The organism is Virgibacillus indicus (assembly GCF_002266285.1).
GTDB classification, from domain to species: Bacteria; Bacillota; Bacilli; order Bacillales; family Amphibacillaceae; genus Virgibacillus_K; species Virgibacillus_K indicus.
In genome coordinates, this window is sequence record NZ_NPMS01000005.1 from 136668 (window position 1) to 149999 (window position 13332).

The following is a 13332-nucleotide window of genomic DNA, read 5'->3' on the forward strand; positions in this document are numbered from 1 at the left end:
CTTCCCTCACCTCTCTGGTACTAAATAGCTTGCACCAATCATGCTTGCATTGTTTTTCAGATGTGCCTGCTGCAAATTCAAGGGAATAGAGGAAAAGTTCGTTGCCTTTTCGACTAAATTCTCCCACCAGTACTCACTTGAATCAATCACGCCACCACCAATAACAATCATTTCCGGATCGAATAAATATTGCAAATTACTAATTCCAATAGCTAAGTAATCTATAAAAGTATCCACGATTTTTTTACAGTATTCATTCTCCTGATAATTTTCAAACAGTTGTTGGGGACTAAAGTTTTTATTGCTTAAAACAGGGTCTTCCTGAATCATGCGCTCAAGCGCTCTGCCTGAAGCATAAGCTTCCCAACAGCCTTTTCTCCCGCAGCCACATTGTTTTCCATCCGGAACAATAACCATATGGCCAACTTCCCCACTGTATCCATTCAAGCCATGAACCAATTGATTATTATGTATAATTCCTCCACCGATTCCAGTACCAATGGCTATACAAATATAGCTTTTTACAGAGGTTGCTGCACCAGACATTCCTTCTGCCAGCGCAGCACTGTTTGCATCGTTATCTACAACGACTGGCACATTAAAAGCAGATTTCAACTGCTCAGCTAATGGTACATTTACAAATGCTGGAATATTAGCGGCACTAGTAATAATTCCTTTTTCAAAATCAACGATGCCAGCAGTTGCAATCCCAATTCCTTTAAGTTCAATACCTTTATCCAAATCTCTTATTTTGTTGATCATTGTCTCAACAACCGCTTCTGTCGGTGTTTTTATATCTTCAGTCTGAACAAGCTGCTTCTGTTCATTAAACAATCCAAATTTAACTTTTGTTCCACCTATATCTATGCCAATTGTATACATAAGCTCAGGTCTACCTCCTGTAAAAATGGACACCTGAATCTAAAGGTGTCCATCTGTATTTTCATTAGGCTGTTATCAATAAAAAAATTGTTTTTACTTTAAGTAAAAATTATCTTGCGTAGAGTAATTTCTCTTGCAAAAACTTATTGAGTGAATGGGTTCGCTCGGGTTACTACGATTAACTGCATTTATAGAAAACAACTTTTATTTTCTATAAATAAACCGGCGATTTCTTCTTGCTTGACTCATAGGCTGCCAGTGCTGCTTCCAATGCTTTTAAACCATCATAACCGGTTATAGATGGTGTTCTTCCTTCCTCTACACATGCGATAAAGTCCTGAATTAAGCCAAAATCCATATCATTTCCATAAAAAACATGACTCAGCGATTTGGCACCGCTTGCATACATTCTGAAATGCTCTTTAAATGCATCTGCTTTCACGGTTTGTTTTGTGCCAATCACCTCAATTGTCGCATCACCCCACATTGGATACGCTGAGAATTTTGACCAGCTGGCGTCATGTGTAGCGATTACGCCATTTTCGAATTCCAATGTAAGAATGCCAGCATCATCAATATCTATATCATGAAAATAGGAATCTACTATTCCATGAACCTCGGTAATTTCCTTTCCTAAGTACCAGCGCATGATGTCAACCATATGCACGGTGTGGTCTAATACAGCACCACCGCCTGACTGTTCCTTATCAATGAACCAGTCACCTGGATTTTGGCCGCGGTTTGTTGTTCGGAATGCCACTATCTCTCCTAAATCTCCGTTATCTATCATCTTTTTCAACTGGGCGATTGGTGAACTGAATCGAACCGGAAAAGCAATTTGTAGAATAACTTTATATTCGTTGCAGACCTGAATCATTTCTTCCGCATCTTCAATCGTTGTGGCGATTGGCTTTTCACATAGGATATGCTTCTTTGCCTGTGCTGCATTCAGTACCATTTCTTTGTGACGGTTATTTTCACTGCAAATAATTACGGCATCCATTTCAGTTGCAAGAAAGGTATCCTGATCATCGAAATATTTTGTATGATATTGTTCCGCTGCTTTTTTTCCACGATTCGTATCATCATCAAAGATTCCAACCAGCTCTGCATTGGGCAGTTTTATTAAGCTATCTGCATAGCTGAATGCATGCATATGTGCGAAACTCATTATTCCAATCTTCATTTATTTCACACCTCCATTTAAAAGCCCGCAGTATTTAATCAAACGTTTGATCAAATTCTGATCAGCCTTATGAGCGGCTGACAGAATGGAATCTGTTGAATATAATAATGGAAGACGTCTGTAACCTTTTGGATCAATTGGGTTCATTTCTTTACTATCAAATTCTATAATATTTTGTATCCCGCTCCAATCAAACTCAATTCGTTCATCTTCATCGGAAAATGTATATTCAAGATGTGCCATTGTACCGGAACCAAAGTTTACCGTTATGATTAGGTGATATGGTTTAACTTCCTGTTTTGTACCTTTCAATTGTACATCCTCTGGTTCACCGAGGATGGATGTGAGCACAAACAAATCACTAGCTGGCAGCCCATTACTTTTTTCATTCCTCACTTTTCTTCTGAAGCGCAGAACACCTTTTGGATCTGTTATCATCTCTTTTGCCTTTTGAAAGAATGGATACTGCTCCAACTCAAAATATACTTGAACACCTTCATAGGTCTGTTCAAGCAATGTTGAGGGAATGAATAAGTTACCTTCTTTCTTTAACCCTTCATTCATATTCGATTTATTAATTAAAAAAGTGCCTTCTTTCTCAGTTAGATCATTGACTGAATCAATGATTTTCGGCCTCTGAAAGGATGTCTGGAAATCTATTTGATTTAAGTCCGCAACTACAATATTACGCATAGACTGCCCTCCTAATACTCTTCTTCATATTTCTTAGTTCAATAAATCCCTTAATCGATTTACAGCTTCTTTATTTGCAATCTTTGTATCATCAAATCCCTCGTATTCAATCGACAGCCAGCCATCATAGTTATTCTCTTTTAATCCCTGAACAATATAGGACAAATCCACTTTTCCATCTCCGGGAACTGTACCAATCAGTTCAACGCCCTCTGTAGAACGGAATCCTTTGATCGATTCGTCAGCGCCCTTTTCACGGAAATCCTTAAAATGAACATGAACAATCTTATCCCGCAATCGATCAAATGCCTCTTTGGGCTCCTCATGCACCAATAAAAAATTCCCAGTATCAAAGGTGGATTTTACAAAAGGGCTATTTACTTTATTAATTATTTCTTCTACCTGCTCACTTTTTCCTGCAAGTAATCCATGGTTTTCAATGGCCAGATATACCTGTTCTTTTTCAGCAGTCTCAGCACAAGCTTTTAAACCTTCAACAATCCAATCCTGGCCGTCTTCATAGGTCAAATCACCATGCAAGTCACCACAAAATACACGAATGATATTTGTCCCCAATTGTTTTGCCACCTCGATGCCATCTTTTATTTTAGCAACTTCTTTGGCACGTTCTTCACTTGATTCTTTCACAAAATTATTTGTTACATCATAAGCAGATACAGATAAATCATGCTTTTGCAATGCTTCTTTAACCTGTTTAATTTCCTTCTCTTTATCATTCCAGTAAATATCGAGGAGTTCTACTCCGTCTAATGAAATGTTTTTCGCATAGTCAATAAAATCAAAAATTGTCCAGTTTTCCTCTTTTATTGTTGAATTCAAGCTATACATACTTACACTTATTTTCATAATATCCTCCCTTTAAAAATCCGCTTCATCCTTCTCATAGAACGCTTCAGGCCATTCAAGCTCGAAGCCGTCTTTTCTTAATTCATTTTGAAATTCAGCCAGTTTTTGCTTGTTTTCGCGAACTGCTTTTGGCCTTATTCTATTTTTTAAACAAAAGGCGGCTAATGCTCCGCAAGCCTCTCCGATATTCCATTCGGTCGGATGCAGCCGGTAACATCCATTGGTTATATGTGTTGTTCCGATATTTTTGCATCCAGCCAGTAAATTGTCAGCATCCTTTGGCAGTAAAGCACCTAATGGAATATGGAATGGCAATGCCGGAATATCAACATAATTCCTTCCAGTCATACTTGGATGCAGATCAATACTATAGGATCCAATTCCTACACGATCTTCATATTTCTTTCCTGTTTTTCCTTCATTAAAATCAGGCGAAACATCTTGTTCAACTATTGTATATTCCGCTTTAATCCGCCGTGATTCCCTGATATATGCAGCCTTTGCCAAACCATCTTCCGTATCAAAAATATCCTTTCTCAGCTTTAAGCCAGGATATCCCTTCTCGCCATCTGGACGCGGCGCCTCTGTTTGCAGCCAGTATAATAGAGATAGACTTAATTGTTTCCCTCCATTAAGATGCTTTTCTTTTTCTTCATTAGTAACATCATAAATATTGCCTAAAAAATAGTCATTTTGCGGCCAGTTCATCAATGTAATATCGCCAGCCTTTAATTCGGTATCATATAGCTCCTTAGCGAAGATCCTGCGATACTCCCATAATGGAAACCCTGACTTTTCCCGAAATAATGTATATTCGCGCTTTTCCTTTGTAATCGGATGCGGCGCATATAAGCTCAGCAATTTATCCGGCCAAATTTCAGGATGAAACTCCTTCCAAAAGTTATACATTTCAGGCTCAGGTATTGTATGATTTTCTCCTTCACAATATTCCATTCCAAGTACATACGTAAATGCCTGGATATCTTCCAAATCGGCTATGTCCAGCGCATGGGCTTCCCCTGTTTCTGATTTCGCTTCGGCACCTGTTACATATTCTATATTCGCTAAAGGCAGAATATCTCCTGCTTCGGTTGCATCTATAAAATAAGGTGCTGCCACCTGACTGACTGTTCCTGTTTTCACATTTTCAACATTCATATAATCAATCGTACTTTCTTTTCTCTCGACAGAAACTGCTTTCGTATTTAGAGCAATTGTTAATTGATTTGTTAAAACATAAGGAAGCAGCATTTCATTCAAAACATGCAAGGTAACTCGTGGATCATGGCAAATAGAGCTCACTAATCCATTCCCGGGATTAAAGTGTTCTCCTGCCTTTTTCACTTTCAAATTATTCAAATATGTTTCTCTTACTTTATTCCGGTAGTTACGATACCGTTTGGTAGATCCAAACTCCTCCATCCATTCATGTTCATCAGGCGGCACACCCTGGGAGGTTACCTGGCCGCCTATCCATTCTGTTTCCTCCGTTAAAAAAACACGTAATCCATTAGCACATGCGGATAGTGCTGCTGCACAACCACCCAGTCCTCCACCGGCAATTACCAGGTCCCAATTATTGGAATCCATCTATAAATACACTTCTTTGCCCGTTTTTGCTGATTCGTAAATAGCATTCAGCATTTTCATAACTTGTACCCCATCAGCGACGGGTGCTATATTTTCTTTCCCTTCCAGGCAGCAGTCCACAAAATGATTGATTTCATTGACGAATGCTTTGTGGACATCAAAACCAAGATTATCCACCTGTGGGGTTACATTCATGATCGTGTTATGCTTCTCAGTTACGAAAGCCAGTTCCGGTTCAAACTCTGCTCCGCCTTTATCTCCAAAAAGTTTTACATATAGTTCATCTTTTTTCGCCTGCAGTGTGAAGCTGACATCTACCATAATGGAAGCTCCATTTTCGAAACGGATCAATGCATTCGTCAGGTCCTCCACATCGTTGAGTGACGGATCATAATCAGCTGCCTGATAGAATGATAGATTTTCAATATGACTTCGGTTGCCTAATTTATTATATGTGTTGCCACTTACAGATACAGGACGCGGTTTCCCCATGAAATACCAGCATATATCAATCATATGAACACCTAAATCGATCAATGGTCCCCCGCCTGACTTGGAAATATCACTAAACCAGCCTCCAGGATTTCCAAGTCTTCTTAGACAAGACGTTTTTGCGTAATAAACCTCTCCCAATTCATTATTATCGATAAATGTTTTTAACAGTTTTGCATTATCTCCATGTCTTCGCACAAATCCTACCTGCAAAATCTTTCCTGTTCTTTCAACCGCTTCTTCTACCGCCAAAGCTTCCTCTACTGTCATACATAATGGTTTTTCTACTAAAACATTCTTCCCCGATTCCAGTGCTGCGATTGCAATTTCTGCATGTGAATCGTTCCATGTGCAAATACTTACCGCATCAATTTCCTTATTTTTTAGCAGCTCATGATAATCAGAATGCAGCTGTGTCACCCCATATAGTTCGCCTTTTTCAGCTAATCGCTTTTCATTCAAATCACATAATGCCACTAATTCCACGTTTTCATTTTCAAGATATGGTTTGATATGAAATTCCGAAATCGACCCAACTCCAATTACTCCAACTCTTAGCATATATTCGTTCTCCCTTCATTTAATAGAAATGGATTTCCCTTTTTTCTTCTGAAGATTGATAGATAGCCTGCAGCATTTTTAGCACCTGATATCCCTGTTCACCATCAACTGAAGGGGGTGCCCCTGTTTGAATACATTCAATAAAATGATCAATTTCTGATTGAAATGGATTATTTTTTTCAACTAATGGATTGGATTTGACTAAGGTACCCTCTTCTTCTCTAAATAGTGTAAGTGGTGCTAAAGCTGCTCCACCTTTATCTCCTAATATTTCAATTGAAATACCATCATCCTGCTCACCATTCATGGCCCAGGCTACCTCCAATGACAGCACAGTTTTATTTTTAAACCGAATCCATGCAGCTCCAAAATCTTCTACATCAAATAGATCATTTGCATTTAACCGTTTATTTTTGGATTCCCAGCTTGAAACCTGTTTTGTATCATATTTACCTAATCCTGTGAGTGTGTGACCAGTAATGGAGTCCACTTTTGGTTTGCCCAAAAGCCACCATGCCAGATCAAGTACGTGAACTCCAATATCCATCATCGCACCACCGCCAGACAATGCTTTATTTGTAAACCATCCCTTTGGTGTCCCACGTCTTCTAAACAGTTTTGCTTTTGCATAATAAATATTCCCAAACGCATTGCGGTCTGCATATTCTTTTAGAATTGCTGCATCACTGCGAAAACGATGTGTCATTCCAATCATGGTTATCACATTTTTCGTTTCAGCCAGCTTTAAATATTCCTGCACTTCCTTTAAATTGGTACCAATCGGCTTTTCCATAAATACGTGAATTCCTTGATCAGCAGCGATTTTAGCTATTGGAATATGTGTTTGATTTGGGGTACAAATGATCACAGCATCTACTTTGACGTTTGATGTCATTTCATTGATATCCGTAAAATAATGTTTAATATTATTGTTCGCTGAAATCTGTTTTGCCCGTTCTAAATCTATATCTACTATTGATGTGATCTTAACTTGGGAACTGCTGCTCAAATTAACCAAATGTGTTTCTGCAATAGCCCCTGCCCCAACAAGCGCTACGTTAATATTTCTCAATTCACCCACACCCTACTTCGTAAAATCAATCAATTTTGTCAGTGTATTAGATTTTTTATTTAATAAATCATCAAATTCATCTGCAGCATCTGAAAAGTTTACTGTTTCTGTGATTAACAAACTTACATCAATCCGTTTTTCACTCAACAACCGAATATATTCCTCAACATTTCTTCCTTCTGTCCAGCGTACAAAGCCATAAGGATAATCAATCGCTTTTTCTTCATAAACCTTATCATAGCGTCCAGGCCCTCCAGCGCGGGATATCAGGAGCTGCGCCTCTTTACCAAACATCAAATCTCTCGGAAAATCAGGTTCCACATCACCGACAACTACAACCTTCCCTTTGTTGCGCACCCATTTCAGACTTTCATGAGTAAGGGCTGTCCGCTTTCCGCCAGTACATAATAAGACGGCATCAGCACCATTGCTATTTGTAGCTGTATTTATTGCTTCTTCCATTGCTTGCTGACTGGAAAAAGAGCGTATTTGTTCTTCTTCTGCGAGCATTTCCACCCTCTTTTCATGGAGATCATATGCAATCACGTTATACGCTGCAGCATTTGCAATTTTTGTGATCATTTGACCGAGCAATCCAAGTCCAACAATAACGACTGTTTCACCAAACTCAAGCTTTGCCACACGAAGTGCATGGATTGCGATTGCTCCAATCCCTGCAAGTGCTGCCTCCTTTGGCTCTATGTTCGAAGGCACTTTTGCGAACAACGTTTTCGGAACAAGTAAATACTCTGCATGGCGGACATATGGCGCGCCATAGCATGCAACCAGATCTCCTTTTTTCACATCGGCAATTTCTTCACCGCATTCCTCCACGATCCCCATTGCGCTGTAGCCCAAATGAACGTTTGCCTCCCCGCTGTTGGCAATCATGCCAAGCTCCGTCCCGGGAGAAATTGCAGAATACATTGTTTTAACGAGTATATAGGACGGCTTTATTATCGGCTTTTCATCTTCAACTATCTCAACACGCTGGTTCTGTGCTACTATTTTCCGCATGATCGTATGTCTCCCTTCTTTCGGTTATGACAGCCATTTCTTCAAATTATTCTTTACAAATTCATCATCATGCAAATGTGGATAGTCTGCATAAACCCGGTCAATTTCTTCAGCCTGCCCCGGACTTAATTTTTCTTTTTCCAGCAGACACCAGTTGCCTTTTAATAATCCTTGTCTTGTTAATACTTCGTTAATGCCGGCTATACTTCCTTTAAAATCATTTTTCGGATCAAAAAAAGCAGCATTTGCATCGGTGATTTCTTGCCCGACTGTTAATAATTCAGCAGGTATCAAGTCTTGGTCCCTTGCTTTCTTAATTTCCTCGAAAACATCGACCACCCGTTTCGTCCATACTGACCAGTGCCCAAGCAGCCCGCCAACGATTTTCTTCTCCACCGTTTGGTCACCAGATTTTATTCGATAGGTTGTAAGCAGGTCGTTAATGATATTGTCATCATTTCCGGTATATAAGGCAATTTCGTCATTTCTTTTCGAATTGCAAACCGCCCGGACTACGTCGAACGAGTGATAACGATTGAATGGCGCAATTTTTATGCCATAAACATTCGGAATATCTGCAAAACGGCTCCAGAAATTATAGGAGAATACTCTGCCTCCAACTGAAGGCTGCAGATAAAATCCGAATACTGGAATAATTTCTGCAATTCTCTCCGTCCTACTGATTAATTCATCCTCAGAAAGGTCATTCAAGCCACCCATGCTCAACAAACCCAAATCATAACCAATTTCCTTACTGAATTTCGCTTCCCGGATTGCCTGTTCCACCGGTCCGCAAATACCAGCTATCTTAATAAAGGAATTCTGAACGTTTGCTTTTGCTATTTCCTCCATTGCAATCGTTAATACTTTTTCATATAAATCAAATTGCGGATCCCTTATCTCAAATTGTGTTGTATGAACCCCAACAGCAATTCCGCCAGCACCAGCTTCAATATAATATCTCGTAAGTGCCCGCTGACGTTTTTCATCCAATTTCCTGTCACTGATCAGCGCCAAAGGATGTGCAGGGATTACCGTCCCTTCATGTAATAGCTCTTTTATCACCTTTTTTAACATTTAAAATGCTCCTTCACGTTCCTGAAAATGTGTTGGTTTATTATTTGTCTCTCCATCAATCGCAACCCAATCAGCAATCATATCCATCATCTGCTGGATAGAAACCTTTGGATAACCGAACAATTTATGTGCTTTCGAGGCATTATTCAATAGGGCTTTTGGACTTTCCTCACTGCTGAATCTGACATTTTTATTTAGTCTTTTTCCAAATTCCTCTGCAACCCAGCGTACAGAAAGTGTCTCAGGTCCTGTAACATTCACAATTTCAGGAGGTGTATTTGTATGCAGCAGTGATCTGATTGCATATTCATTGGCATCGCCCTGCCAGATGACATTTACACTCCCCATCGTTAAATCAATTCGCTGACCTTCATTTACCTGTTTAGCAATTTCAAGCAATACACCATAGCGCAGGTCAATCGCATAATTCAGCCTGAACAGGAGCATAGGTGTCTTATTTTTATGGGAAAAGTATGTAAGTACCCGTTCACGTCCAAGACAGGATTGGGCATATTCTCCAACCGGATCAACAACAGTATCTTCAGAGCAATTGCTTGATAAGACATTTGTCAGAGGGTAGACGTTCCCTGTTGAAAACGCAACAATCCTTGAGTTTTTAAATTTCTCTGCCAAACGTCCCGGAAGATATGCATTCATAGCCCATGTGAAATGTTCATTTCCAACAGTGCCAAATTTATTTCCGGCCATATAGATAATATTTTTCACATCCGGCAATGCAGCAAGTTCATCATCATCCAGGAGATCCACTGCAATTGTTTCAACTCCATAATCCTCCAGTTCTTCTCTTAAATTTCCGGAAGAAAATCTGGAAACGCCAATCACTCTTTTTTGCATTTTTGCTTCATCAATCGCTCTTTTTGTCATTTTGGCCATCGTTGGCCCCATCTTCCCGCCAACCCCTAAAATCAAAATGTCCCCATCCAGTTTTTTCAAATCATCGATTAATACCGATGAAGGTTTAGTCATAAAATTTTCCAATTCTGCAATCGTTTTCATTTAAACACTCCTATGTATCATATTCTGTTGACATTTAACTATCAGAATAAATATTTATCTTTATATTATGGACATCACAGTTAAAAGACAAGTCTTAAAAGTGTCTTTATATAGATTGCCAACTTGCTGCAGTCCTTGAAATTCGTACAATTTTGACAAAAATGATTTTAAAAAGTATGATAATTACAATAAATCTAAAAGAGACATGTCTCTACTTACGTCCATTAAGGAAGGTGATTTGATGCAAATAAATACGGTTACTGACAATTCAGAGATTACGATTGGAATTATTGGTCCGCGGGCACTTATCGAACAAATAAAGAAAACATTAAAGTCTTTCCCAAATTTCAAACCAATATTTTCTATAATTAATCCTGAAAGCGTTCTCGCTGATGCTGTAAATAATTTAGTAAATGATGCAGATGTATTAATGTTTACTGAATATCACCAATACCACTTAGCAAAACAGCTTATTGATTTTTCCATCCCTGTCCACCATGTGCCTCTGATGGGAACCGGTCTTTACAGATCATTATTTCTTATTAAAAACAGTTATGGCCTAAAAAAACTTTCTGTTGATACAATTGAACAAAAATATGTGGAACAAATACTCTTTGAATTGGATGAGACAGATTATGAGTTTGCTGTTTTTAATGACCATTCCAGAAATATTCTGATCACGAATATCATTGATTTTCACAAGGAAAATCATTTAAAAAACGGAGCCATTGCCATTACCGGCATTCAGGAGGTCTCCATCAGACTGACGGAAATGAATATCCCAAATGAATGGGTAATTCCAACACATCAGGATATGATTGTCTCTTTGGAACGTGCGCTTCTGGCAACAGCCACCCGCAGAAATAAAGAATCACAAATCGTTTTTGGATTAATCGATATTGATAATTTTAAAAAAGTAATTGAAAAATATCCTTCTGAGCATGATGTTCAATTATTAAAATTGCAAATACAGCAAACGCTGCTTAATTACACAAAACAGCTTGACGGGCATTTAATTAATATAGGCAGTGAAGAATATTCCTTTATCACCACTCGCGGAATTTTTGAACGGGAAACAAGAGGCTATAAATTTATTCCATTGCTTCATGAAACAAAAAGTGAAATCGGCATTACATTAAGCATCGGTGTCGGTTTTGGCAGCACCGCAGCTGAAGCCGGAAGTCATGCTCGCCTCGCACTCCGCCAATCAAAGGAATTAGGCGGAAATGTTTGTTATATTGTGCGTGAAGACCGAAGTGTGCTCGGACCTGTTGACATTACAACCCACACCCAGTACGAACGCTATGATCTGTCCATTACAGATGCAGAGCTGCTTGACAAAGCTGAGAAAGCAGGGATGTCAGCAACCTACATGACGAAACTGATGGCACGTGTTGCCAGATACAATAAATATGATTACACTGCGCAGGAACTGGCTTCAACACTTAATATCACCATTCGAAGCGCCCACCGCATCCTTCTTAAATGGATGGATGCAGAACTGGTCGATATAATCGGAGAAGAAAAAGTGACGCATAAAGGCAGACCGCGCCGGATCTACAGGCTGAGCTTCATTATTGATGCTGAAAGTGAATAGCCTTATTGGTACAGTGCTTTATCGGGCGGGGTTCCCGCTCGATTTTCTATCCCTTCCCACACCTTTAAATCACCTTGACTGAAAACTGCTCCAGCTTATCTTCATCAACTTCCCAGCCAATACCTGAGCCTTTAGGCAAGGCCACTTCTCCGTTATGAATCGCTGCCATTTCCTGAGATGGGTCATCCTGTAAAAACAATGGACCATTCAAATCAACAGGTGCTGTAATTTCCAATGCATGAAATAAATGAGCACTGGCATATAATCCCAATGTTGATTCTGTCAGCCCGCCGCCAAGCAATTCAAGTCCAGCAGCCTTCGCTATTTCGCCACAGCGTTTCGCCTGTGACAATCCACCCATTTTCGTCACTTTAATTACAGCAGCATCACAAGCCTGCATCTGAATGGCACGGATTGTATCCTCAGGTGTCCAGATGCTTTCATCAAGCGCTATCGGAACTGTTGTCGATTCTCTTAGCTTCGCATGTCCCAGCAGATCTCCTGCTGCGAGCGGCTGTTCGAATACATCGACTCCAATATCTTCCATTGCTCTCGCAAGACGCATCGCGGGTTTTAATGTATAAGCCTGGTTTGCATCCACACGGAAAAATGCATCTGGCAAAATCTCTTTAACAGTATTGATGACAGCCAAATCCTTATCGGGGTTAATCCCGATTTTCACATCAACCCCTGTATAACCTTCCTTCTTAGCTTTTTGAGCTTTTTCTGCAGCTTCTTTTTCATTAGAAGCGCTGATAAGACAGGATAAGGTGATTCTCTCACTTGGTCTCTTAAACCAGAGATAACTGAGAGGCTGTTTATTTGTTTTAGCAATAGCATCCATAACTGCCATGTCAACAGCTGCTTTTGCTATTGGCTGTCCCTTGGTCAATCCCGATGCAATCTGCTGATCCATTGCCTGATGAATTTCTGCCAGTTCATAGATAGATAAACCTATTAGATTGCTGGCAAAATAATTTTTTATTGTACTCACCGCGGATTCCAATGTTTCATAACTCCATCGATGACTTGGGCGTGCCTCTCCCCATCCTTCAATGCCGTCGTTTGTTGTTATTCGGACGTAAACGTGGGGAGCCCCTGCATCTTTACTCCCTACCTGTCCGCCAGATATGGAAAAGTTTTGAAGCATCGGCAATTTGACAGGGAATACATCCAGCTTTGAAATCTCCATTATTTTAATAGCTCCTTTTTTAATTCTAGATTTATTGCCTTCTTGCCACAGCAGTTGCTTTCCGTGGGAGGTGGGCCAGTGGGAAGTCC

At 39.7% G+C, this 13332-nt stretch carries 12 protein-coding genes; 1 reads left to right on the forward strand and 11 read right to left on the reverse strand.

Annotation, left to right across the window (positions count from 1 at the left end; genetic code table 11):
* Positions 1–6 precede the first annotated feature (6 nt).
* From CIL03_RS11815 to CIL03_RS11860, 10 genes are all read right to left on the reverse strand, one after another.
* Positions 7–882 (reverse strand): ROK family protein, encoded by an 876-nt coding sequence (locus CIL03_RS11815; protein ID WP_094886068.1) that lies wholly within the window; start codon positions 880–882, stop codon positions 7–9.
* A gap of 211 nt (positions 883–1093) precedes the next feature.
* Complete coding sequence (locus CIL03_RS11820; RefSeq protein ID WP_094886069.1) at positions 1094–2068, reverse strand: Gfo/Idh/MocA family protein; 975 nt, start codon at positions 2066–2068, stop codon at positions 1094–1096.
* Positions 2069–2761 (reverse strand): hypothetical protein, encoded by a 693-nt coding sequence (locus tag CIL03_RS11825; protein ID WP_094886070.1) that lies wholly within the window; start codon positions 2759–2761, stop codon positions 2069–2071. It lies immediately after the preceding gene.
* A 33-nt stretch (positions 2762–2794) separates the two neighbouring features.
* Positions 2795–3628, reverse strand: coding sequence for a sugar phosphate isomerase/epimerase family protein (locus tag CIL03_RS11830; protein ID WP_094886071.1), 834 nt, complete (start codon positions 3626–3628; stop codon positions 2795–2797).
* Between the two features lie 12 nt (positions 3629–3640).
* Positions 3641–5218 carry an FAD-dependent oxidoreductase gene (locus CIL03_RS11835; protein WP_094886072.1) on the reverse strand — a complete coding sequence of 526 codons (1578 nt, stop codon included), beginning with the start codon at positions 5216–5218 and terminating at the stop codon, positions 3641–3643.
* A complete protein-coding gene (locus CIL03_RS11840; protein WP_094886073.1) occupies positions 5219–6271 on the reverse strand; it encodes a Gfo/Idh/MocA family protein in 1053 nt (350 codons plus the stop codon). It lies immediately after the preceding gene.
* A gap of 19 nt (positions 6272–6290) precedes the next feature.
* Entirely contained in the window at positions 6291–7343 is a 1053-nt protein-coding gene (locus CIL03_RS11845) for a Gfo/Idh/MocA family protein (RefSeq protein WP_094886074.1), read from the reverse strand.
* Positions 7344–7355: 12 nt separating this feature from the next.
* Positions 7356–8360 (reverse strand): zinc-dependent alcohol dehydrogenase, encoded by a 1005-nt coding sequence (locus CIL03_RS11850; RefSeq protein WP_094886075.1) that lies wholly within the window; start codon positions 8358–8360, stop codon positions 7356–7358.
* Positions 8361–8384: 24 nt separating this feature from the next.
* Entirely contained in the window at positions 8385–9437 is a 1053-nt protein-coding gene (locus tag CIL03_RS11855) for a dihydrodipicolinate synthase family protein (protein WP_094886076.1), read from the reverse strand.
* Positions 9438–10454 (reverse strand): NAD-dependent epimerase/dehydratase family protein, encoded by a 1017-nt coding sequence (locus CIL03_RS11860; protein WP_094886077.1) that lies wholly within the window; start codon positions 10452–10454, stop codon positions 9438–9440.
* A gap of 241 nt (positions 10455–10695) precedes the next feature.
* On the opposite strand from CIL03_RS11860, the gene CIL03_RS11865 reads away from it, so the two are divergent.
* The gene (locus CIL03_RS11865) at positions 10696–12051 is read left to right on the forward strand and encodes a GGDEF domain-containing protein (RefSeq protein ID WP_094886078.1); all 1356 of its coding nucleotides are present in this window, start codon (positions 10696–10698) and stop codon (positions 12049–12051) included.
* Between the two features lie 64 nt (positions 12052–12115).
* On the opposite strand, the gene CIL03_RS11870 is transcribed toward CIL03_RS11865, so the two are convergent.
* A complete protein-coding gene (locus CIL03_RS11870; protein ID WP_094886079.1) occupies positions 12116–13243 on the reverse strand; it encodes a mandelate racemase/muconate lactonizing enzyme family protein in 1128 nt (375 codons plus the stop codon).
* Positions 13244–13332: the final 89 nt, after the last annotated feature.

What these genes read in the sequence shown, in the direction of transcription:
- CIL03_RS11815 (WP_094886068.1), bottom strand. Translation starts at nt 882, where the DNA reads ATGTATACAATTGGCATAGATATAGGTGGAACAAAAGTTAAATTTGGA.
- CIL03_RS11820 (WP_094886069.1), bottom strand. Translation starts at nt 2,068, where the DNA reads ATGAAGATTGGAATAATGAGTTTCGCACATATGCATGCATTCAGCTAT.
- CIL03_RS11825 (WP_094886070.1), bottom strand. Translation starts at nt 2,761, where the DNA reads ATGCGTAATATTGTAGTTGCGGACTTAAATCAAATAGATTTCCAGACA.
- CIL03_RS11830 (WP_094886071.1), bottom strand. Translation starts at nt 3,628, where the DNA reads ATGAAAATAAGTGTAAGTATGTATAGCTTGAATTCAACAATAAAAGAG.
- CIL03_RS11835 (WP_094886072.1), bottom strand. Translation starts at nt 5,218, where the DNA reads ATGGATTCCAATAATTGGGACCTGGTAATTGCCGGTGGAGGACTGGGT.
- CIL03_RS11840 (WP_094886073.1), bottom strand. Translation starts at nt 6,271, where the DNA reads ATGCTAAGAGTTGGAGTAATTGGAGTTGGGTCGATTTCGGAATTTCAT.
- CIL03_RS11850 (WP_094886075.1), bottom strand. Translation starts at nt 8,360, where the DNA reads ATGCGGAAAATAGTAGCACAGAACCAGCGTGTTGAGATAGTTGAAGAT.
- CIL03_RS11855 (WP_094886076.1), bottom strand. Translation starts at nt 9,437, where the DNA reads ATGTTAAAAAAGGTGATAAAAGAGCTATTACATGAAGGGACGGTAATC.
- CIL03_RS11860 (WP_094886077.1), bottom strand. Translation starts at nt 10,454, where the DNA reads ATGAAAACGATTGCAGAATTGGAAAATTTTATGACTAAACCTTCATCG.
- CIL03_RS11865 (WP_094886078.1), top strand. Translation starts at nt 10,696, where the DNA reads ATGCAAATAAATACGGTTACTGACAATTCAGAGATTACGATTGGAATT.
- CIL03_RS11870 (WP_094886079.1), bottom strand. Translation starts at nt 13,243, where the DNA reads ATGGAGATTTCAAAGCTGGATGTATTCCCTGTCAAATTGCCGATGCTT.